The sequence below is a fragment of the Collinsella sp. An2 genome (assembly GCF_002160065.1).
Classification (GTDB): Bacteria; Actinomycetota; Coriobacteriia; order Coriobacteriales; family Coriobacteriaceae; genus Limicola.
Genome location: NZ_NFJW01000002.1, coordinates 28,594 through 51,393, shown reverse-complemented (window position 1 = coordinate 51,393; position 22,800 = coordinate 28,594). Strand labels below are relative to the sequence as shown.

The window sequence follows — 22,800 nt, the reverse complement described above, 5'->3', positions numbered from 1 at the left end:
TTGAGACGCGTCGGCACCCATACGCGGTGCCAGCGCAATCCCGAACTAAGGGATGAAATCCAGCTATGTAAGCGGCTTTTCCAGGTGCCGCAGATCGGGTTGAACGAGGAGGGAGCACGCCTAGCGTGCGGCGACTGACGAGTGAAGCCCGATATGCGGTGGCTGGAAAAGACGAAGGGATCGAGAAGACTAAAACGGAGGCGACCATGCCCAAACGTACAGATATCAAGCGAATTCTCGTCATCGGGTCGGGGCCGATCGTAATTGGACAGGCCTGCGAGTTCGACTACTCCGGTGCCCAGGCCTGCAAGGTGCTCAAGGAGGACGGCTACGAGGTCGTGCTCGTCAACTCCAACCCGGCGACCATCATGACCGATCCGGGTCTGGCGGACCGCACCTACGTGGAGCCCGTGACGCCCGAGTTTGTGGAGAAGGTCATCGCCCGCGAGCGCCCCGACGCGCTGCTGCCCACCCTCGGCGGCCAGACGGGCCTCAACACCGCCGTCGAGCTTGCCAAGAACGGCGTGCTCGAGAAGTACGGCGTCGAGATGATCGGCTGCGACCTGGCGGCTATCGAGCGCGGCGAGGACCGCAAGCTCTTCAACGAGGCCATGGCCGAGATCGGCCTGGAGGTCGCGCGCTCCGGCTACGCCTATTCCATCGACGAGGCCGTCGAGATCGCGGGGCGCGTGGGCTATCCGTGCGTGCTGCGTCCGAGCTACACCCTTGGCGGCGCGGGCGGCGGCATCGCCCACAACGAGGACGAGCTGCGTCAGATCGTGCGCCAGGGCCTGGAGCTCAGCCCGGCCGGCGAGGTGCTCGTCGAGGAGTCCATCGAGGGCTGGAAAGAGTACGAGATGGAGGTCATGCGTGACCACGCCGGCAACGGCATCATCGTGTGCTCCATCGAGAACCTCGACCCCATGGGCGTGCACACCGGTGATTCCATTACCGTCGCGCCCGCGCAGACGCTCTCCGACCTGGAGTATCAGCGCATGCGTGTGGCCTCGCTCGCCATTCTGGAGAAGGTGGGTGTTGAGACCGGCGGCTCCAACGTGCAGTTTGCCGTCAACCCCAAGAACGGCCGCCTCATCGTCATCGAGATGAACCCGCGCGTAAGCCGTTCCTCGGCGCTCGCGTCCAAGGCCACGGGCTTTCCCATCGCCAAGGCCGCCGCGCGCCTGGCCGTGGGCTACACGCTCGACGAGATCGTGAACGACATCACCAAGGCGACGCCCGCCTGCTTCGAGCCCTCGATCGACTACTGCGTGGTCAAGGTGCCGCGTTTTGCGTTCGAGAAGTTCAAGGGCACCGACACCACCCTCACCACGCGCATGAAGGCCGTGGGCGAGATCATGGCCATCGGCCGCACTTTCGAAGAAGCGTTCGGCAAGGCCATGCGTTCGCTTGAGGACGGACATACCGGCCTGCTCTCGGGCGGCAACGAGCACGCCGAAAAGCTGTCCGACGAGGAGCTTGCCGCCGAGGTGGCCGAGCCCTCCGAGCATCGCATCTTCTATGTGGCCGAGGCTCTGCGCCGCGGCTGGGAAACGCCTCGCGTGCGCGAGCTCACGGGCATCGACCCGTGGTTCTTGGACCGCATCGGCGATATGGTGGCCGTGCAGGAGTCGGTGCGCGGTATGCGCGTCGAGGACATCGACGCCGACGCCATGCGTCTGCTCAAGCAGTACGGCACCTCCGATGCCGAGATCGCGGCGCTCACCGGTTCGTCCGAGCGCTTTGTGCGCGCCTACCGCAAGGGCCTGGGCGTCCGTCCCTGCATGAAGACGGTCGACACCTGCGCCGCCGAGTTCCCCAGCGCGACGGAGTACCACTACAAGACCTACGAGGGCCTCATGCGCCCCGAGCCCGAGGCCGGCAAGACCGTCGCCCCGGACGAGGTCACGCCGGCGCGCAAGCCCAAGGCCATGATCCTGGGCGCCGGCCCCAACCGCATTGGCCAGGGCATTGAGTTTGACTACTGCTGCGTGCATGCCTGCTATGCGCTGGCGAGCCGCGGTTACGAGACCATCATGGTCAACTGCAACCCCGAGACCGTCTCCACCGACTACGACACCTCGGACCGCCTGTACTTCGAGCCGCTCACCTACGAGGACGTCATGGACATCATCGACGTTGAGCGCCCGGACGGCGTGGTGGTGACCCTTGGCGGCCAGACCCCGCTCAAGCTTGCGCGGCTGCTGCAGGAGTCCGGTGTGACCATCATGGGCACCCAGCCCGAGTCCATCGACCTTGCCGAGGACCGCGAGCGCTTCAGCGCGGTGCTCGACCGTCTGAACATCATGTATCCGCCGGCGGGCGAGGCCCGCAGCTTCGAGGAGGCCGAGGCCGTGGCCGCGCGCATCGGCTACCCGCTGCTGGTGCGTCCCTCCTACGTGCTGGGTGGCCGCGGCATGATGATCGCCTACGATGCCGAGCATCTGCGCGCCTACATGGCCGAGGCCACGCGTGTGTCTCCCGACTACCCGGTCTACCTGGACCGCTTCCTGGAGGGAGCCATCGAGTGCGACGTCGACGCCCTGTGCGACGGCGAAGAGGTCTACATCGGCGGCGTGCTGGAGCACATCGAGGAGGCCGGCATCCACTCCGGCGACTCCGCGACGTGCATCCCGCCGTTCTCGTTCTCGCAGAGCCTGGTCGAGAAGTTGCGCGACACGACCCGCCGCATCGCCCTTGAGCTGGGCGTGCACGGCCTGGTGAACGTGCAGTACGCCATCCGGGGCGAGACCGTCTACGTGATCGAGGCCAACCCGCGCGCGAGCCGCACGGTGCCGTTTATCTCCAAGGCGACGGGCGTGCCGCTTGCCAAGTGCGCCGCCTGCATCATGGCGGGCGAGACCATCGCCGAGCTCAACCTGCCGGCCGACGACCGCGAGCTCGACTGGTTCTGCATGAAGGAAGCCGTCATGCCGTGGGGCCGCTTCCCGGGCGCCGACGTGGTGCTGGGCCCCGAGATGAAGTCCACGGGCGAGGTCATGGGCATTGCCAAGAGCTATCCCGAGGCGTACGCCAAGACCCAGCTCGCCATCGACTACAAGCTGCCGACTCCTAAGAGCGGCAAGGTGTTCATCTCGGTGAACGATCGCGACAAGCGACACATTCTGTCGCTCGCGCGCATCCTGCGTCACCTGGGCTTTGAGATTTGCTCCACTGCGGGCACCGCGCGCGTCCTTGCCGGCGGCAACGTGCCGTGCGAGGTGGTCGAGAAGATCAGCGGTCCGCATCCCAACGTGGGTGACATGATCGCGGACGGCGAGATCGCCTTCCTCATCAACACGCCCTACGGACCCGGTTCGCGCGGCGATGGCTACATCATGCGTACCGAGGCGGTGCGCCGCGGCGTCACGTGCCTCACGGCGCTCTCGGCTGCAAACGCCTTCATTGCCGCGGTCGAGGCCGTGCAGCAGGCGAACGCAGCCGGCGAGGGCAGCGGCATGGACGTCATTGCCCTGCAGGACCTGCCGCAGTACACGGTCTAGCGAGCGATACGCACAATGGACCCCCTCCGGTCCCGTTCTTCGTCTATCATGCATACGTTGTTACGTGAAGGGTCGCGTCAAGCGGCCCTTTTTCTGCCGCGACGACGCGGCGAGGGGACAGGAGGTTTTCGTGAAGAGCGTCATCGACGAGGCCCGTGCGATCCAAGAGCAGATCGTGGCCGACCGCCGCTGGCTCCATCAGCATCCCGAGCTGGGGTTTGATCTGCCCGAGACCCAGGCCTACGTGCGCCGTCGGCTTGAGGAGATGGGCTACGAGGTGAGCGTGCCGTGCGAGGGCGGCCTGCTGACCCAGCTGGGCGACCCGGCTGCCGGCCCTTGCATCTTGCTGCGCGCCGACTACGATGCCCTGCCGGTCGAGGAGGAGACGGGTCTGCCCTTTGCCGCCACGAACGACAACATGCACGCTTGCGGCCACGACACCCACGCGGCCATGCTGCTGGGCGCCGCGCGCATTCTCAAGGCGCACGAGGCCGAGCTCGCCGGCTGCGTGAAACTGCTCTTCCAGCCCGACGAAGAGGGCGTGGCACCGGTCGACATCTGTGGCGGCGACGCAGTGCTTGCGGGCGGCGTGCTCGAGAACCCGCACGTCGATGCCGTGTGCGCGTTGCACGTGCAGGCGCTCGACTTCGAGGCAGGGGCGGTCTATACCAGGTCCGGCACCATCTTCTCGTCCATCGACGATATCGAGGTCACGATCAAGGGCCGCGGTGCGCATGGCTCCACGCCGCACCAGGGCATCGACCCCATCAACATCGCCTGCCATATTTACCAGGGGTTCCAAAACGGCATCGCCCGCGAGGTCGATCCCACGCAGGTCTGCGTGGCGACCTTTGGCAAGATCGAGGCGGGTCGCGCCGCAAACGTGATTCCCGAGACCGCAAGCATGCTGGGGACGCTCCGTACGCAGGACGCCCAGGTGCGCGCCGACTTCAAGCGCCGCGCCGAGCGCATGGTCGAGGGCGTCGCGCAGGCGTTTGGCGGAGAGGCGAGCGTGCGCTTCCTGCGCGGCGTGCCCAATACCTATAACGACCCGGCCCTCACCGAGGAGCTCTGCGGCTATGCGGCCGAGCTGTTTGACGATGAGGTTCGTCAGATTGAGAAGCCGTTCTCTGGTACCGATGACCTGGCGATTCTTTCACAGGAGGTGCCGACGACCTATTTCATTCTGGGCACGGGCACGTTGCCTGGCCACGAGGGGTGCGGCATGCACCATCCCAACGTCGACTTCGACGAGTCGGTGTTCTGGAAGGGATCGGCGCTGCTGGCCAACAGCGCGTTCGAGTATGTGGCGCACCGCGCGTAGTTAAGAGAGGAAGTTATGGCTGAGTCTGCCAAGAAAGCCAAGAAGAAACGGGGCATGCCGACCTCGTTCACCATTCTGTTCGCCTGCCTCGTGCTGGTTGCCCTGTGCACCTGGATCGTGGCGGCCTTTACACCCGACGTCACGGGCGCCACGCTCGCCCAGGTCATGCAGGCGCCGTTCGAGGGCTTCAAGAACGCCATCGACGTGTGCCTGTTCGTGATCGTGCTGGGCGGCTTTTTGGCCATCGTCAACAAGACGGGTGCGCTTGACGCCGGCGTGGCCGCGCTCGTGCGCAAGCTGGGAGACCGCGACGTGTTGCTCATCCCCGTGCTTATGATTCTGTTCGGCGTCTGCGGGTCCACCTACGGCATGATGGAGGAAACCATTCCCTTCTACATCCTGCTTGCCTCGGTGACCTTTGCCATGGGGTTTGACTCCATGGTGGGCGCGCTCATTGTGCTTTTGGGCGCCGGCCTGGGCACGCTGGGCTCTACGGTGAATCCGTTCTCGGTCGCCATCGCCTCCGCCGCGCTCACCGACAAGGGCATCGCGGTCAACCAGGGTATCGTGATTCCCGTGGGGTTCCTGCTGTTTGTTATCTCCGAGGTTATGGGCATCGTCTTTGTTATGCGCTACGCGAAGCGCGTCAAGGCCGACCGTTCGGCGTCGGCTATGACAACAGACGAGCTGGCGGCCATGGAGCGCGCCTATAGCGGCGAGACGGATGACGCGACCGACCTCGCAGGTGCGCGCCTTACCGGCAAGCAGAAGCTCGTACTGGCGCTCTTTGCGCTGTCGTTCGTGGTGATGATTGTGGCCTTCATTCCATGGGAGAGCTTTGGCATCGACGTGTTTACGCTGGGCGCCACGCCCGATAACCCCGGCACGGCGTGGAGCGCGATCCTGACCGGTCTGCCGCTGGGCGAGTGGTACTTCACCGAGTGCGGCATCTGGTTCTTCGTGGTCTCTATCGTGATCGGGCTCGTGGGCGGCCTTTCCGAGAAGGAGCTGGTGAACACCTTCGTTGACGGTGCCTCCACCATGATCTCGACGGCGCTCGTGATCGCTGTCGCCCGCGCCATCTCGGTGCTTATGACGCAAACGGGGCTTGACGTCTTCGTGCTTGAGGCCGCCGCGTCTGCGCTGAGTGGCGTCTCGGCGGTGGTCTTTGCCCCGGCGAGCTATGCTCTGTACTTCGTGCTGTCGTTCCTTATTCCGTCGAGCTCCGGCATGGCGACCGTCTCTATGCCCATCATGGGGCCGCTTGCGGACAGCCTGCATTTCTCGTCCGAGATTATGATCATGATCTACGTGGCGGCGCATGGCGTCGTAGCGATGATCGCGCCTACGAACGGCGTCATTGTGTCTGGTCTGGAGCTCGCGCGCACCAGCTATACGAGCTTCCTGAAGCTCACGGCGAAGTTCTTCGTGGTGCTAACCGTAGTGACCGCCGCTGTACTCACCGTGCTGATGCTTGTGCTGTAGCGACTCGCTGTTGACTCTGTGGTCCCCTTCGTGGTGGATCTGTGGAGTCCAGGGGCCTCGACGCGACTCTTTACAAAAGATTTTTGCCCGAGAAGCGGGGGCGTGCGCCGAAACCGGTTGGAGGCGCCGCCCCCGTAAGCTTATGAAACGATGTTCCGGCAAGAAATGGGTCAGATACGGGGGAGGTTCCTGTAAGACGGGCCGTCGAATTTGGTAAGAGGTGCCGCGTATGCTCGGCGTGACGGTCGGTCGAGTGTTGCGGGGGCGAGCCTATGTCTCAGAAAGTGGAAGCGCGGATAGGCGTGCTGCTGGATGTGGCGGAGAGCGGCGGCGTTTGCGCCGTGCCAGGGAATCGAAACGATTACCAGGCGATGCTCAACCGTGTCGGCGGGAGCCTGGTCTCCCCGTTTCCCCGGCAATTTGCCCGCCGAACATGGTGGCTTGACCTGACGGAACCGGAGAGAGCGGTCGCTGTGATGCGGACGCTCTCCCAGGCCGACCGGGATTGGGTGTTTTGCAGCTTCTCGGCTGCCGCGGCCTATGGGCTGTGGGTGTCGTATCGTCAGCTGGGAATCTATCACGTGGTGGGTCGCAACGGGCTCACGTATCGGCGCGGCGCACGGGTCTACCAGCATGCATGTCCTCCCGGTGGCTTGGGAGGCGGCCGGTACATGCAGCGCGGCGTTCGCGTGGTGGGGCTGGTCGATGCGGCGGTGGATTGCATGCTCGCATCGCCGTTTCCCGAGGCGCTCGCCATTGCCGACTCGGTGCTGCGGCTGTACCGGCTGGACCACGACGAGTTCGCTCGGCAGGTCGATCGACTGGTGTTTCGCCGCGACGGAGCGCCGGTCGCACGGCTTGCGGCAAAGTATGCGAATCCGTTGAGCGAGTCGGGAGGGGAATCCATCGCCCGTGGCATCATGATTGAGGCGGGGTTTGTCGAACCGCGCTTGCAGGTCGAGATTGAGGACCCCGTGATGCCGGGCCGTCCGCTGCGCGTCGACTACTACTGGGAGCTTGCCGACGGGTCGGTCGTGATTGGAGAGCTCGACGGCCTGTCCAAGTACACCGACGAGCGCATGCGTGGCGGCAGATCGATTGCGGCCGTGGCCCGGGCGGAGCGCGACCGTGAGTCTCGGCTGACCGTTGGCGGCCGAAGCGTGTTGCGCATTGCAAGCTGGATGCTCAACCAACCCGAGCAGATCATTCAGCTTCTGGATGCCTACGGCGTTCCGCGCGTGAATCGTCGTCGATAGGGGGGCTGGGGCGCTTCATGTTCCAGGACGTGCCTGCTCGTCCAATCGCTCATCTAGCCGCCTGTCCGTCCAATCGCTCGCCCAGCCTTTCGCATAATCGTTTGCCCGACGGGGTGTTAGTCCAGCAACTGGATTTGACTAGCGTGAGGTGAAAGATAGTCTGGCAACTACAATTGACTAGATTTAGCCCCAAAATCGAGCCTTTTGTTAGTCAAATCCAGTTGCTGGACTAAGTTTGCCATTCGGTGGGGCTCTCGGACGGCGCGGGCGTCGCTCGATGTCTCGCCGGAGCGCGTCGAAGCTCTGCTGCGCTTGAGGGGATACAACCCACCACGGGCTATACTTATTGGCAGCGCATCGAGGCGCATCGAAACATCGACAAAGGAGGACGTCATGGCCGATACGCAGGAGAAGGCCCCGCTCGTTGGCATCATCATGGGATCGAAGTCGGATCTTCCCACCATGGAGGGCTGCACGGCCGAGCTCGAGGCGCTGGGCGTGCCGTACGAGCTGGTCATTGCGAGCGCGCACCGCAATCCCGACAAGGTGCATGAATGGGCCGGCTCCGCTGCCGACCGCGGCATCAAGGTGATCATCGCGGCCGCTGGCAAGGCGGCGCATCTGGGCGGCGTCGTGGCTGCCTTCACGCCGCTGCCGGTGATCGGCGTTCCCATGAAGACGAGCGACCTGGGCGGCCTGGACTCGCTGCTGTCCATGGTTCAGATGCCTTCCGGCGTGCCGGTGGCGTGCGTCGCCATCAACGGCGCCAAGAACGCCGCCATTTACGCCACGCAGATTCTGGGCGCCACCATGCCCGAGTATCGCGAGACGATTACCAAGATGAAGCAGGAGATGGCCGAGGCCTAACATCCCGCTGCCGCAGCACCCCGTCCGCGCTCTGCGTGGTGCGGACGGGGTGCTCGAGCGTTCGAGGGGCGAGGGCTTGGGCAAACGCGCTGAAAAGGGGCAAGCGATGACCGAGTATCAGGGAAAACGCTTTAAGCATGCGGCCCCAGCTGGGGAGTATGAGCAGCCGAAGCCTCGTCAGAATGGTCCGGTGGCGCACGCGTCCGCGCCCAGGGCCCATGCGGCCACGGGTGCTCGGCCTGCTACACGTCCCGGGTCGACGGACCGGCCTGTTGCGCGCCCCGCCTCGGCGGCGCGGCCGGCTGGAGCGCATGCTGCGCCACGTAAGGGCGTGCGACCTGTCTCTACGCCCATGTCGGGCGCGGCCGGCGTGCGGCCGGTGGTTCCCGGTGCGAGGAGCGGCGCCCGTGCTCGCGGCGCATCCCCGAGCGGCAGGGCTGCTGCTCAGCGGCCCTCAGCAACCCCACGGGGCAAGGCGGTCGCTCAGCGGGCCTTGGCACCCCAGCGCGGCCGGCGCGTATCTGCCTCTCACGCCCGCGACGCCTCAGTGGGCGCTTCTGCAAGCAACCGCCCCGCCGGCGCAAAACGCCGCCGCACACCTGCTCAGGTGCTGTCCATCTGCTTGGCGGTGGCGGGCGTCGCGCTTCTGCTCGCCGCGGCCGGCATCTTCATCTCCGCGCAGTTGGGGTACCGCGAGGCGCAGGGGGTCTATGACGACCTGGCGACGCTTGCCCCGATAGACGACACGGAAGCGGAGGGCAGCTCTATTCCGCAGCCGAATTTCGACGAGCTTGCAGCTATCAACCCCGATGTGGTGGGGTGGATTTACATTCCGGGCACCAACATCAACTATCCGGTGGTGCAGACTTCCGACAACACGACGTATCTGGACCACCTGTTTAACGGAACGGCGAACGCGTCGGGTTCGATTTTTATGGACTGTGCCAACACGGCGCCCGGCGTCGTGGACCAGCAGACGGTGCTCTATGGGCATCAGATGCTCGACGGCGCCATGTTCAACCAGGTGAATCAAACGCAGGACCAGCAAGTGTTCGATACCTGGCAGGATGTCTACTACATCACTCGCGACGCGACCTACCGTTTCCGCCCGCTCATGACGGCGCTTGTGGAGGACTCGTACCTCGAGGCGCGCACAACCAACTTCGGTGACGACCCGACGCTTGCGGACTATCTGACCGGGCTGCTCGACCGGGCGGCTGCTCAGGCAGACGACGCCTCGGAGCGCGCTCAGGCGGCAACACGGGTGCTCACGCTCATCACCTGCAGCGACAACATCATTCCTTCGCCGAGCCGCGCCGTCATGGTTTGTACGCTGGAGGAGACGCTGGCTTAGCGCATCGAGACCCGCCAGGAGCGCCGCGTGCACGGCCGCATGCCTTCGCACGCTCGTCCTGATTCACCGGCGCGGGTGCCGCCCCGCGTCTGCATGCGCGCTCGACGCGTTCCTAGTCGGGTTGTACGGCGTCGGTCACCACCGACTGGCCCGGTTTGAACCAGGTGGTGCTCCATTCAATGACCTTCTTGTCCACCAAGCGAATGGTCTGCTCGAGCAGTAGAACCGCCGCCGCCTCGTCGCATCCCAGCAGCTCGCCATGCTCTTTGCCCGCAATGCGCGCGCAGTAGTGCATGTGCGAATACTTGATCTTGCGTCCTGAGCAGCGCTGCACGGCGTCAAAGAGCGGCTCCTGCGTAAAGTCGGTATCGGGCAGTCCGGGGCATTCGCTCAGGTTGAGCCAGCTTTCCTGGCACATGATGGGCTCGCCGTCCACCGAGCGCACGCGCCGAAGGAACATGACGTCGGTGCCGGGCGCGACCTCAAGCTCGCGTGCCACATCCGGCGAGGCGGGCGTGACCCAGGCGTCAGCGACGCGCGTCACGAAGTCTTTGCCCTGTTCGTGGAGGGTGGCGGCAAAGGAGAATGGCCGTGCACCGGCGGCGTGCGAGATACCCGGCTCTGCCACGAAGGTGCCCTTGCCGTGGCGACGCGCCAGCAAGCCTTCGTCGACCAGCAGGCTGATCGCCCGTCGCACGGTGCCGCGCGCGAGGTCAAAGCGGACCATGAGCTCGTGCTCGGAGGGAATCTTGCTGTTCGATCCCCATTCGTGCCCATAGATCTTCTCGCGGATGATGTCCGCCAGCTGAACGTGAAGCGCAGGCGACGGTTTGGAGTCGCCCGCGTGGCGGGAACGATCGATGGTCTCGTCGCCCATAAGGGCTGATGACGCATCGTCTATAAAAGACCCTTCTGATTTGAGTACCCGAGCTGTCATGGACGCTCCCTTTCCTTTCCCCTCTGGGAGACACGATACCCAAAACGGCGCATGGCGTAAGGCTGCTTTCGATGGCCACCCTAGAAAATGGGGCGAGTGAGGGAGGGGCAAGCGGGAGCGGGGAGAGGCGGGCGAGAGCGTGGGCAAGCGAGAGCGCGCCAGCGGGGACAGGTGAGCGAGTTGACGAGCGAGAGCGGGCGAGCGCGCGAAGGGTGAAGCGAGTGAGGGCGCGCGAGGAGGGGCAGCGACAGCACGTCGGCGGGGGCAGACTCCCCGTTCGCCCATCGGGGCATCCGCCGGCTACAACGGACGGTCCAATCGCAGCTCTTCTCTGCTCTGGGGCGTCTATCAGGCGTCGGCGCGGTATGATGGCCCCATCAGTTACGTTGGTTTTCTGCCTAAACAGAGCGAATTCCTCACCAAGGAGAACTATGAGCGAGCAGCCCATCGGCAAACATGCCGCCCTCAAAGACTACGACCTGCCCGGCAACGACCTGGACCCCAACATCACGACGCCCGAGCAGCGTAAGAAGATTCCGCTGGTAGCCAAGGTGTATGGTCTGCTGTGCTTGATCGACGGCATCGTCACCCTGCCGATGGCGGCCATCTTCATCGGCATGTTGGTGTGGGCGCTCAACAGCCGCCCCGACCTCATCACCGTAGGCTCCGACCCCACGCTGACCACCATTCTGTCGGTGATGAGCTTTATCGTCGCCGTGGTGACGGCGGGCGCCCTCATCTTCTTTGGCGTCTCGATCCTGCGCAACCACAGGCGCAACGCCGCCCGTTGGTCCCACGCCCTGCTTGCGCTGAACCTGGTGCAGTTCCTGTTTGACATCATGCTCCAGGGCATCGGCGAGCACCTCATCGCCCCGTTCATTCAGCTGGTCATTCTGCTGGCGCTCTCGGTCACGGTCGACCCGTCCCTGCGCCAGGAGCGCCGCCTTCAGCGTCAGCTGCGCGACCTCGTCGACCGCGAGGCGGCCGAGGCGGGCATGCTTGGTCGCGACCTTGAAGGACGCGGCTACATCCAGCTCAACTTCTTCAACATCTTCTGGGTGTTCGTGGTCTGCAGCGTGCTCGGCCTCATCATCGAGGTCATCTGGCACATGGTTGTGGTCGACCCCGGCGTATACCAGGACCGCGCCGGCATGCTCTTCGGGCCCTTCTCGCCCATCTACGGCATCGGCGCCGTGCTGATGACGGTGGCGCTCAACCGGTTCTATCGGTCGAACCCGGTGCTCATCTTTGTGGTCTCCGCTGTGATCGGCGGCCTGTTCGAGGCGTTCGTGAGCTGGTTCATGCAGGCGGCGTTCGGCGCCGTCGCCTGGGACTATACCGGCACGACGCTCTTCGGTTTCCCCGACCCGGTGGCGGCCCTCTTTGGCGGGCGCACGAGCACGCCGTTCATGTGCATGTGGGGCGTGCTGGGCTTTGTGTGGATCAAGCTGTGCCTGCCGCACCTGCTTAAGGTCATCAACATGATTCCCTGGAAGATGCGCTACTCGCTTACCACGATTTGCGCCGTGCTTATGATGGTGAACGCCGTCATGACGCTTCAGTCGCTCGACTGCTGGTTCGAGCGCGTCTCGGGCATTTCGCCGAGCTCGCCGGTCGAGGAGTTCTATGCCAAAAACTTCGACAACTCCTATATGGAGCACCGGTTCCAGAGCATGACGATCACGCCTGAGGACTCCGGCCGTGTGGACGCGTCCAAGATGGCCGAGGCAGTCGCGCAGCCGTCGGTGTAGCTCGGCGTAGACAATCGCAACCAACAAAGGCGGGCGTCCAAACAGCTTGGGCGCCCGCCTTCTTGCTTCATGTCTGCTGTAGTGCGGCAATGTACACGCTTAAGGTTCTGTGAGGCCTCGTTCTGCGGCAATCCACACGCTCAGGGCCCTATTTTGGCCCCTTGAGCGTGTGGATTGCCGAAGAATAGTTTTCGACCGTGTGGATTGCCACAATTGAGCGTGCAAGCGTGTGGATTGCCGCAGAACGAGGTGTCGGCAGTTCCGGACGAGTTGCAGCACGCCACATCTGCCACAGCCACCACATCTCGCCCGGGGTTTCGTAGCTCCGTCTTACGCCTCGTGCTCGACCTCGTTGACGCACGTGTTCTTGATCGTGCCGACCAGGGTCTGCAGCGCGTCGATCACGTGTGGACGAATGTCGCCGCCGACGAGCACGTACATGATGTCGTCGCCCACGGCGAGCTCTCCTTCGTTCAGCCAGACGCGCACGTAGAAGATGCCGGGCAGGGCGCGAGCGTCGTCGATGGCGCGCTTGACCTTGTCGGCGTCGTAGGAAAACGTGAGGCGCGCAACCGAGCTATCGGCCTCGACGCCGCCCGAGACGCCCTCGCGCACGCGGGCCTTCGGCGTGGCGCGCACCACACCGTTATGTACCAGGTACATGCCGCACTGTTGAAAGTCGGGGTCCTGCTTGGCCTCGGCGAGCCAGGCGTCGATCGAGGGTGCGGATTGAGACATGGGTGCCTCCCTTGTCGATATTCATGGGAACGACGGCATTGTATCAGCCGCCGCCCACCCCATAAAATCGACCGTTTGCGGGAAAAGCGGCCCGCACGACCGGGGTGCGAGACGATTGCAAGTATAAAGAACTTGTACACAACTTCATATACAAGTTGCGTACACAATTCATCCCCGCCCCCGAGCCAACGTCCAGTCTCCCACCCTACGCGATGGCATGTCTCCGATCGCCGTGTCTGGCCGCGGCAGGCCCTCTGGGCCAACGGGGGAGGGGTTTCCGCGCCCTCGCGGCGCGCGAACCAGGGCCACGTCTCGCGCCACGGCGGCGCGGGCAGAGGAAAGGAGCAGTGGTGCCTATGCAGAAGACCAAGCTTCGGAAGCCGTTCTTCGTCGTGAACCCCAAATCGTATCTTTACGGCGAACAGACCTACGCGCTTGCCCGCAAGGCGGACGAGCTGGCCGCGCGCTACGACCTGGATTGCCTGTTCACGGCCCAGCTGGTCGACCTGCCTCATATCGTGGCTGAATGCCCCCACCTCATTCCCTGCGCCCAGGCCATGGAGAGCCTCAAGCCGGGCCGCGGCATGGGCCACATCCTGCCCGAGGCGTTGGCCGCCGCCGGCATCAAGGCGACGTTTTTGAACCACGCCGAGAATCCCCTGACCGTGCATGAGCTCGCCGCGACCATCGCGCGCGCTAACGAGGTCGGAATCCTCACCGTGGTGTGCGCCGACTCGGTGGAGGAGGGCGCAGCGATCGCGCAGCTCCACCCCGACGTCATGGTCTGCGAGCTCACGAGCCTCATCGGCACCGGCCAGGTTGCCGGCGAGGACTACATGCGTGGATCGACCGAGGCCGTGAAGGCCGTCTCGCCGGAGACCCTGGTGCTTCAGGCCGCCGGCATCTCGAGCGGCCAGAACGTGTACGACGCCATCAAGTACGGCGCTGACGGCACGGGTGGCACCTCCGGTATCGTTGCGGCGCCCGACCCCATGGCGACGCTCGAGGAGATGTTCGCAGCCCTCGACCAGGCCCGCACCGATTTCTGCAAGGAGGCATAGGCCATGACCGTCTATAAGGGCAAGCTCGAGATGCAGACGCTGGCGGGAAAGCCCACGTATGTGGACATTACCGAGGGCGTCGAGGGCGTCATTGCCGAGTCGGGCGTGAAAGAGGGCATCGTCGTCGTCATTTCGTGCCACACGACCTGCGCCGTGTTCTCCGAGGAGTATGACCACGACCACACGCCGGCGGGCGACACCTTCCTGCAGGCCGACCTCTCGGATGGTCTGGACAAGATCTTCCCCGAGCAGCACGACTGGAAGACGTATCGCTATCCGGGCATCCAGCACTTCGAGGAGGTCGAGTCCTGGCCCAACCTGGATTCCTGGCTTCCCGGCGGCGACCGCACGATGCTGTGGAACGGTGACGCCCATCTGCGTTCCACCATCGTCGGCAGCAACCAGACCTTCGAGGTCGAGGACGGCAAGCTGCAGATGAACGGCCTTGCCAGCATCTACTTCGTTGACTTCGACCGCACGCGCGAGCGTACGCGCAAGGTCAAAGTAATCGTCATTGGCGAGTAGCCGAAGGCATTTGTCCTATATGGTAGTGGGAGTCGGGTTCTGCCGCCCGGCCCAACAAATTGCGAGAAAGGAGGGTATCGTGAAGAACATTATCCTGGCGTGCGGCTCGGGCATTGCGACGTCTACGGCCGTGGCAAAGAAGGTGTCGGACTTCCTGGACGCCAACGGGCTTGCCGGGCAGTACAGCATCACGCAGTGCGCGATCGCCGAGGCGGTCAACCGTGCCGAGTCTGCCGATCTGCTCATCTCGACCACGGTGGTCCCCGACGGACTGCCTTGTCCGTACGTGAACGGCGTGCCGTTCCTCACCGGAATGGGTCGTCCTGCTGCTGAGCAGCAGATTCTTGAGATCCTCAAGAAGTAATCGGTCGCCTTGCGGCGGCGCTCCGAAGGCATTCGGAGCAGGGGGCGCAACCCGCCTTCCGATCACATGCGTTAATAGAAAAGAGGGACAATGGACGCGATCCTAGCTTTCTTTACCTTTATTCAGGGCCTTGGCGTCTCGGTCATGATGCCCATCATCATCACCATCATCGGCACCGCGCTTGGTGCGGGCTTCGGCAAGAGCCTGAAGGCCGGCCTTACCGTCGGCGTGGGCTTCATCGGCCTGAACCTGGTCATCAACAACGTGCTGGGCACCAACCTGGCGCCTGCGGTTGAGGCCATGACCGACCGCTTCGGCCTTGCGCTGAACATCATCGACGTCGGCTGGCCTGCTTCTTCGGCCATCGCAATGGGCTCCACCGTGGGCCTGTTCATCATCCCGCTGGGCCTCGTGGTGAATATCCTCATGCTCATCACCAACACCACCCAGACGGTTGACGTCGACATCTGGAACTACTGGCACTTCGCCTTCACCGGCTCCATCGTCGCCATCATCACCGACAACATCATGCTGGGCTTTGCCGCGGCTATCATAAACATGGTCGTCATCCTCATCCTGGGCGACATCACCGCGCCCCAGGTGGAGAAGTCGCTTGGCATGCCGGGCGTTTCGCTGCCCCACGGCTTCACCGCAGCTTTCGCGCCGATCGCCATGTTCGTGAACTGGGTCATCGACAAGATCCCCGGCGTGCGTGACATCAACATCGACGTCGAGTCCATGCAGAAGAAGTTCGGCGTCTTCGGCGAGCCGCTGTTCGTGGGCACCATCATCGGTATCGTCATCGGCTGCATCGCCTACTTCGACACCGCCGACATCGCCGGTTCTGTGACCACCATCCTTACGCTCGGCGTGTCGCTGGGCGCCGTGCTGGTGCTCATTCCGCGCATGGCTGCGCTGCTCATGGAGGGCCTGCTCCCCATCTCCGACGCTGCCTCTGAGTTCATCCAGAAGCACTTCAAGAGCCGTGGCAAGATGTACATCGGCCTCGACTCCGCCGTGGGCGTCGGCCACCCCGTGACCCTGTCGCTCGCTCTCATCCTGATCCCTGTCATGCTGCTGCTCGCCGTGCTGCTGCAGCCGCTCGGCAACCAGGTCATCCCGTTCGGCGACCTGTCCACCGCTACCTACATGCTCGTTCTCATCACCCCGATCGTGAACCAGAACGGCTTCCGTGGCCTCATCGTCGGCATCATCGTGCTGGCCGTCGGCCTGCTCATCTCCACCTACATGGCTCCGTTCCAGACTCAGGCTGCCCTGCAGTCCGGCTTTGACATCGCGAGCGCTGCCGGCAGCGCCAACGCCATGATCTCTTCGCTTTGCGACGGCGCCAACCCGCTCACGTTCATCTTCGTGTTCCTGAGCAACCTGAACGGCTACCTGTGCGTGGGCGTCACCGGTGTCCTGGCGATCATCTTCGCCATCTGGAACCGTTCGCGCATCCTCAAGGAGGCCGCAGAGCTGCACGCCCAGGAGCAGTAGCGCGCGCTACAGCGACGCTGCATCTGTTTGGGGTATAACCCTGGCGTGACCGCCAAGTTCCGCGGGGCCCGCGCTCGCATCCGGGCGCGGGCCCCGCGACGTATCGGGCCAGACGTATCGGCCGGGTACGGCTGAAAGAAGGGAGCATCGTGAGCGACGACCGTCGACGAGCCGGAAAGGACGGGCAGATGGCGCCGGCAGAAGGCCAGGCGGCATCTGCTGCAAGCGGTCCTGTGACCTTTACCTACGACCCGCATCGCTACCGCTTTGATGTGATGGTGCCGGGCGTAGTGGGTGCCATCGCCATTCCGGTTGCCCTCGTCATGATCGCTTCACGCGTATTGGTGCCCATCGCACTGCTGGTGCTTGTCGTAGGCGTCTACACGGTGTTCAACACCTTTGTGGCCAAGTGCTATCCGCGTGTGGTGACGCTTTCCGACGAAGCTCTTACGCTCGAGTCGTTTGGTCGCCGGGATGTGTATCCCATAGCCGAGATCATCCGTATGCCGGTGCGCGAGAACGGCCAGGTTCGCAGCGCCTACATACGCGTGAACGGCGGCGGCATCCTGCGCGGACGCTACTTCGTGGGCTGCGGCGACATGTATACGCCCGACGGCGAGCGCGGCGAGGCGCTCTACCAGTTTTTCCTCGATACCGAGGCGCGCCTTGACCCCGACAACATCCGTGTCCGAGCGCGCCGGGCCGAGGCTCGCAAGCTCGAGGACGCCGAGAAGCCCACGGCCGCTCCCACCGGAAGGCGTCACCGTCGCAAGAAGCGCCATTAGCGGTGGCGCCGCTTTTAGGCGTGCCACCGAACCCCCATCGTCTCAGAAAGGACCACCATGCTTGTCAACCTGCGCGATATCTGCGCCATCGCCGAACAGAACAACATGGCTATCGGCCAGTTCAACGCTCCTACGCTCGAGGCCATGCGTGCCGTCATCGACGCCGCCGAGGCCACGGGCTACCCTGTGATGCTCGGCCATGCCGAGGTCCACGAGGACGTGGCCCCGCTCGATGTCGTGGGCCCCGCCATGGTGGCGCTCGCCGAGCGCGCAAGCGTTCCGGTGTGCGTGCACCTGGACCACTGCGAGCATCTCTCCTACATGCGCCGCGCCCTTGAGCTGGGCTTCACCGGCGTCATGTACGACGGCTCCATGGAGCCCTATGAGGTGAACGTCGAGAATTCTGCGCGTGCTGCCGCCATGTGCCACGACTTCGACTGTGGCCTGGAGTGCGAGCTTGGCTCCATGGGCTCGCGCGAGGGCGGCGCCACGGCCCAGGGCGGCACGGCCGAGGAAGCCGGCGCCATCTACACCGACCCCGACCAGGCCCGCGAGTTTGTCGAGGCCACCTGCCTTGACGCGCTGGCGTGCTCCTTCGGCACCGTGCACGGCATCTACAAGGGCGAGCCCCACCTGTCCTTCGATGTCTTGACCCAGATTCGCGACCGCGTGAAGGTGCCGCTCGTCATGCACGGCGGCTCGGGCGTCTCGGATGAGGACTACCATAAGGCGATCGACGCGGGCATCCGCAAGATCAACTACTTCACCTATGGCGACAAGTTCGCCGGCGAGGCTGCATCCGCGGCCGTCGACGCTGCGCGCGGCGCAGGCGATGTGGTGTACTGGAGCAAGCTCTCCGTTGCCGCCTACGGTCGCCTGCTTGAGGACTTCACGCAGGTCATCAAGGTCTTCGCCAACGGCGCCGAGCCGGTTGCCTAACCAGGGCGGCCTTGCGTGCCCTGGGCGCGCTGCATTCGCGACGATTTCCAACACACAGGAAGGAACCACCCATGTCTACCGTTGATACCAGCCTGTTCACCCCCGAGCTCGTCTTCTTTGACTTCGAGGCGACCGATCGCTTTGACTTCTTCTCCAAGATGTCCAAGATCCTCATGGAGAAGGGCTATGTGAAGGAGAGCTGGCTCGACGCCATCGAGACGCGCGAGAAGAACTATCCCACCGGCCTTGCGTTCGAGCACATCTCGGTCGCGCTGCCGCATGTGGACCCCGAGCATCTCATCAAGCCCTACATCGCCGTCATCAAGCCCAAGGAGCCGGTGATCTTTGAGGGCATGGCGGGCATCGGCGGCGACATTCCCGCCGAGCTTATTGTGAACCTGGGCCTGCTCGCGCACGCCGAGGGCCAGGTCGCGGTACTCCAGGCGCTCATGGGTGTCTTCATGGAGGAGGAGACCGTGGCGGATATTCGCGCACAGACCACGCCCGAGGGCATGGCCGAGACCATGAAGAAGTACTGCGCATAGCGCTTCTGTGCTTTTCGACAGATTGTTGAACATGCGAGGCCCGTCCTGCCAGGCTGCAGGGCGGGCCGTTTGCTTGCGAGGACGGACAAACGCTGTTGCGTGCCATGTGAAATCGAGCTCGCCATGGTCGAAGGTCCGCTGATTTGCCATAATGTGCCCGTTACAACCATTCCGAAAGGGGAGACGGCATGAGTGTAGAGGAGCGGCGCGGGGCGAGCTGGCAGGCTGATCCGGCCGAGGCGGACCAGCTTCACGAGGAGTGCGGCGTCTTCGGCATCTGGGCGCCGGGACGCGATGTTGCGCGCCTCACCTATTTTGGCTTGAAGGCGCTCCAGCACCGCGGGCAGGAGTCTGCGGGCATTGCCGTGGGCGACGGCGGTACCGTTCTGGTGCGCAAGGACCTGGGCCTGTGTGACCAGGTGTTCTCCGACGCCGACCTCTCGACGCTCACAGGCCAGCTCGCCGTGGGACACGTGCGCTATGGCACCGCCGGCGCGAAGAGCTGGGAGGCCGCCCAGCCGCATCTCTCCACTATCAACGACGTCATCATCGCCCTGGCCCATAACGGCACGCTGGTGAATACCGATGAGCTGCGCCGCCAGCTCATTGACCTAGGCGTGAGCTTCCTCTCCAACTCCGACTCTGAGGTCGCGGCCAAGCTCATCGGCTACTTCACGCAGCGCACCAAGCATCTGCGCGAGGGCATTCGCAAGACCATGGAGCTCGTGCGTGGTGGCTATGCCATGGCGCTCATCAACGAGCAGGCCCTGTATGCGTTTCGCGATCCGTATGGCATTCGCCCACTGGTGCTGGGCTACCTGCCCAAACAGGACGACGAAGGGCGCGACATCATTGCGCGCCCCGGCACCGAGGCCGGCGAGATCGATGCCGCCGGCTGGGTCGTGGCGTCCGAGACCTGCGCGCTCGACATCGTGGGCGCGGTCTATGTGCGCGACATTCGTCCCGGCGAGATCTTGCGCGTGAACGCCGAAGGCCTTGTCTTTGAGCAGGGTGTGCCCGCGGCAAAGGAGACGGCCGAGTGCATCTTCGAGCAGGTCTACTTTGCGCGTCCCGACTCCATCATGGCCGGCAAGTCGGTCTATGCCTGTCGCTACGACATGGGGCGGCAGCTTGCGCGCGAGGCGCCGGTGGACGCCGACATGGTCATCGGCGTGCCCGACAGCGGCCTGCCGCCGGCGGAGGGCTACGCGCTGGAGAGTGGCATTCCCTTTGGCGAGGGGCTTATCAAGAACCGCTATGTGGCCCGTACGTTCATCCAGCCCACGCAGGAGCTTCGTGCGATGGGCGTGCGCATGAAGCTCAACCCGCTGCGCGACAACATCGCTGGCAAGCGCCTTGTGGTGATCGACGACTCCATTGTGCGCGGCACCACCATGGTGCAGCTCGTGAAGATGCTGCGCCAGGCGGGCGCGGCCGAGGTCCACGTGCGCATCAACTCGCCGGAGGTCGTGTGGCCGTGCTTCTATGGCATCGACACCGACGTGCAGGCGCAGCTTATCAGCGCGAACAAGTCGGTCGACGAGATCTGCGAGTTCATTGGCGCCGACTCCCTTGCGTTTTTGTCGGTTCAGGGGCTGCTCGCCTGCGTACCGCCTTGCGCTGCGGCAAAGACCGGTGACGACCATCCTGCACACGGCTATTGCACGGCGTGCTTCACGGGCGTGTACCCGGTTGCCATTCCCGAAAGCTTTGGCCGCGACAAGTTTATGCCCGGTTACGACCCCTGCAACCTCACGCAGCCTACGGTGCTGCCGCGCGACGTGGTCGAGCAGAAAGAGCGCGACCGCACGTGGGAAGAGCTGCATCTTGGAGCCTAGCCGCCGGTTTGACTTGGGGCGCAGCTCTCCGTTAGCTCTTCGATAGGGAGCATCTCTCGAAGAGGTGTTTTGCCTGGTCAGACGCCTTGGAGCTCTCCGATATGGCTTATCTCTCAGATAGCTCTCTACTATCTCTCCGATTATCTCTCAGTTAAAGAGATAATCGGAGAGATACATGGTATTCTGAGAGATATCGTAGAGATGAACGGAGAGAAGTCCCATGGTGCCCGCTGATCAGCTCGAAAACATTGTCGCTCGCCTCCGTAAGCAAGGTACTGACGACGCAACGGTCGAGGCGAAGAAATGCGGTCGTGGTCTCAGTCACGACATTTGGGAGACGGTGAGCGCCTTCGCCAACACGTCTGGTGGCCTCATCATATGCGGCATAGATGAGCAGGAGGGGTTTGCTCCAACAGAGCAGTTCGATATCGATCGTGTCCGCGACCAGTTTGTCGAGGGTATTGGGGACGGAGAAAGCGCATCTTTGGTGGTTCATCCTCCGCGTTACGAGCTTTCGCGCGGCATGGTCGATGACCAACAGGTGCTTCTCATAGAAATCGAGCGGCTCCCGATTCAGGAGCGACCCTGCTTCATTCTTGCTCGCGGCATCCAAGGCGGAAGCTATAAGCGAGTTGATGATAAGGACATACGCCTTTCGGCATCCGAGCTATATGAGATGCAAAGCGTACTTGTTCCCAGCGATGCAGATGGCGAGGTAGTGCCCGAAGCGACGATTGAAGACCTCGACGGAGATTTGGTCACCGCAGTAATAGAGGGGCGAAGGCAGCAAAGCCCTCGCGTGCTGCGCGGTGCAGAGACGCGCGAACAGCAGCTTAACCGCTTGAACATAACAAATAAGGCAGGCGCGGTGCGGCTTGCTGGCCTGCTAGCGACCGGCGTGTATCCGCAACAATACTTCCCAAAGCTTGTAATCGACGTTGCCGTACACCCTGGCACACAGAAGTCAGAGCCAGGCGCTCCGCGATTCCTCGACCGTCAGATATGTGATGGTCCGCTCTCGGCATGTATCGAGGATGCGCTCGCGGCAATCGGACGAAATGTTCGCACGATTTCATATGTCGTCGGTGCGGGCCGGCACGATGAGTGGGAGGTTCCTAAAGAGGCGCTGCGCGAGGCGTTGGCGAATGCGGTGATTCATCGCGAGTATTCGCCCATGTTTTTAGGGCAGGCGGTAAGCGTGGACATCTATCCCGATCGTATCGAGGTTACAAATCCTGGCGGGCTTTGGGGAGGAAAGACGCTCGACAATCTTGAGGATGGAGAGTCTCGCTGTCGAAATGCCAAGCTCATGAGCTTGATGGGGGCGGTGCCGCTTGAGCACGACGGGGGCTATGTGGCTGAAAGCCAGGGCTCGGGAGTCAGCTCGATGATTCGAGAGATGGAGTCTCGATCGCTGAGCCGTCCACATTTTGTCGCAAAGTATGACTCCTTTACCGTGATATTTGCTCGTCATGGCGCCGAGCTCATGCGCAATCGAGAGTGGATTGCACAGCACGCAGGACGCGAGCTGGACGTCAAGGAAGAGACCTTGCTTGCGCTTCTGCGCAATCGCGGAGCTTCGATGACCGTTCCGAGCATACGGACTGCTTTGGGCTGGGATTCCGATGACATTCGCGATGCGTGCTCTCGGTTGATCGATCAAGGTCTGCTGTGTGGCGATGCTGATCATGGTTATAGCGTTGTTCAAGACAAGGCCCGCAAAACATCGGGACGAGCTTCTGCGGAAGAGTTGCGTCAAGCGATACTTGCCCTCATGGAGCCTGGCAAAGCGTATGGGGCGAAGGAACTTGCAGGCGCGCTGGGAACTTCGGTGTCAAAGGTGCGCTACGCATTGCCCGCGCTGATTGATGCAGGGCTGGTGAGCCCAACGGCTGGAGCACACAGCAGGAACAGGAGATATATGTTGAAGTAGGTGGATGCGAGACGCGGAGAGTTGGAGCCGGACCTCTTCGACCTGGAGCACCTCTCCGTTACCTCTTCGATAGGGCGCGGCTCTCGAAGAGTTGTTTT

Annotated in this window: 18 protein-coding genes; 16 read left to right on the top strand and 2 right to left on the bottom strand. The window is 63.4% G+C overall.

Going from position 1 to position 22,800, the window contains the following annotated elements; translation table 11 throughout:
- The first annotated feature begins 206 nt into the window (after positions 1-206).
- The 6 genes from carB (at position 207) to srtB (ending at position 9,786) form a co-directional block, all read left to right on the top strand.
- Entirely contained in the window at positions 207-3,500 is a 3,294-nt protein-coding gene (carB, locus tag B5F33_RS02155; protein ID WP_087410162.1) for a carbamoyl-phosphate synthase large subunit, read from the top strand.
- A gap of 130 nt (positions 3,501-3,630) precedes the next feature.
- Positions 3,631-4,824, top strand: a complete 1,194-nt coding sequence (locus tag B5F33_RS02150; protein WP_087410296.1) for a M20 family metallopeptidase — start codon at positions 3,631-3,633, stop codon at positions 4,822-4,824.
- A gap of 15 nt (positions 4,825-4,839) precedes the next feature.
- Positions 4,840-6,309, top strand: coding sequence for a YfcC family protein (locus tag B5F33_RS02145; protein WP_087410161.1), 1,470 nt, complete (start codon positions 4,840-4,842; stop codon positions 6,307-6,309).
- Positions 6,310-6,581: 272 nt separating this feature from the next.
- Positions 6,582-7,565 carry a hypothetical protein gene (locus tag B5F33_RS02140; RefSeq protein WP_158095283.1) on the top strand — a complete coding sequence of 328 codons (984 nt, stop codon included), beginning with the start codon at positions 6,582-6,584 and terminating at the stop codon, positions 7,563-7,565.
- 393 nt (positions 7,566-7,958) lie between these two features.
- Positions 7,959-8,432, top strand: coding sequence for a 5-(carboxyamino)imidazole ribonucleotide mutase (gene purE, locus B5F33_RS02135; protein ID WP_087410159.1), 474 nt, complete (start codon positions 7,959-7,961; stop codon positions 8,430-8,432).
- A 547-nt stretch (positions 8,433-8,979) separates the two neighbouring features.
- Positions 8,980-9,786: a class B sortase gene (srtB, locus tag B5F33_RS10900; RefSeq protein ID WP_158095282.1), complete on the top strand. Its 807-nt coding sequence runs from the start codon at positions 8,980-8,982 to the stop codon at positions 9,784-9,786.
- A 112-nt stretch (positions 9,787-9,898) separates the two neighbouring features.
- Here the strand turns inward: srtB and B5F33_RS02125 are convergent, their stop codons facing one another.
- Positions 9,899-10,723 carry a GntR family transcriptional regulator gene (locus B5F33_RS02125; RefSeq protein WP_087410157.1) on the bottom strand — a complete coding sequence of 275 codons (825 nt, stop codon included), beginning with the start codon at positions 10,721-10,723 and terminating at the stop codon, positions 9,899-9,901.
- 431 nt (positions 10,724-11,154) lie between these two features.
- On the opposite strand from B5F33_RS02125, the gene B5F33_RS02120 reads away from it, so the two are divergent.
- Positions 11,155-12,474, top strand: a complete 1,320-nt coding sequence (locus tag B5F33_RS02120; protein ID WP_087410156.1) for a putative ABC transporter permease — start codon at positions 11,155-11,157, stop codon at positions 12,472-12,474.
- A 330-nt stretch (positions 12,475-12,804) separates the two neighbouring features.
- On the opposite strand, the gene B5F33_RS02115 is transcribed toward B5F33_RS02120, so the two are convergent.
- Positions 12,805-13,212 carry a molybdenum cofactor biosynthesis protein MoaE gene (locus B5F33_RS02115; protein ID WP_087410155.1) on the bottom strand — a complete coding sequence of 136 codons (408 nt, stop codon included), beginning with the start codon at positions 13,210-13,212 and terminating at the stop codon, positions 12,805-12,807.
- A 356-nt stretch (positions 13,213-13,568) separates the two neighbouring features.
- Here B5F33_RS02115 and B5F33_RS02110 point away from each other — a divergent pair, with 356 nt between their 5' ends.
- The 9 genes from B5F33_RS02110 (at position 13,569) to B5F33_RS02070 (ending at position 22,702) form a co-directional block, all read left to right on the top strand.
- A complete protein-coding gene (locus B5F33_RS02110) occupies positions 13,569-14,273 on the top strand; it encodes a triose-phosphate isomerase (RefSeq protein ID WP_087410154.1) in 705 nt (234 codons plus the stop codon).
- A 3-nt stretch (positions 14,274-14,276) separates the two neighbouring features.
- On the top strand, positions 14,277-14,798 hold the full coding sequence (locus B5F33_RS02105; RefSeq protein ID WP_087410153.1) for a YjbQ family protein: 522 nt from the start codon (positions 14,277-14,279) through the stop codon (positions 14,796-14,798).
- Positions 14,799-14,877: 79 nt separating this feature from the next.
- Complete coding sequence (locus B5F33_RS02100; RefSeq protein WP_087410152.1) at positions 14,878-15,162, top strand: PTS sugar transporter subunit IIB; 285 nt, start codon at positions 14,878-14,880, stop codon at positions 15,160-15,162.
- A gap of 90 nt (positions 15,163-15,252) precedes the next feature.
- A complete protein-coding gene (locus B5F33_RS02095; protein ID WP_087410151.1) occupies positions 15,253-16,662 on the top strand; it encodes a PTS transporter subunit IIC in 1,410 nt (469 codons plus the stop codon).
- A gap of 149 nt (positions 16,663-16,811) precedes the next feature.
- Positions 16,812-17,447: a hypothetical protein gene (locus B5F33_RS02090; RefSeq protein WP_143757921.1), complete on the top strand. Its 636-nt coding sequence runs from the start codon at positions 16,812-16,814 to the stop codon at positions 17,445-17,447.
- Between the two features lie 57 nt (positions 17,448-17,504).
- A complete protein-coding gene (locus B5F33_RS02085) occupies positions 17,505-18,386 on the top strand; it encodes a class II fructose-bisphosphate aldolase (protein ID WP_087410149.1) in 882 nt (293 codons plus the stop codon).
- Between the two features lie 71 nt (positions 18,387-18,457).
- Positions 18,458-18,931 (top strand): PTS sugar transporter subunit IIA, encoded by a 474-nt coding sequence (locus tag B5F33_RS02080; RefSeq protein ID WP_087410148.1) that lies wholly within the window; start codon positions 18,458-18,460, stop codon positions 18,929-18,931.
- 188 nt (positions 18,932-19,119) lie between these two features.
- On the top strand, positions 19,120-20,769 hold the full coding sequence (gene purF, locus B5F33_RS02075) for an amidophosphoribosyltransferase (protein ID WP_087410147.1): 1,650 nt from the start codon (positions 19,120-19,122) through the stop codon (positions 20,767-20,769).
- Between the two features lie 220 nt (positions 20,770-20,989).
- The gene (locus B5F33_RS02070; protein WP_087410146.1) at positions 20,990-22,702 is read left to right on the top strand and encodes an ATP-binding protein; all 1,713 of its coding nucleotides are present in this window, start codon (positions 20,990-20,992) and stop codon (positions 22,700-22,702) included.
- Positions 22,703-22,800 lie beyond the last annotated feature (98 nt).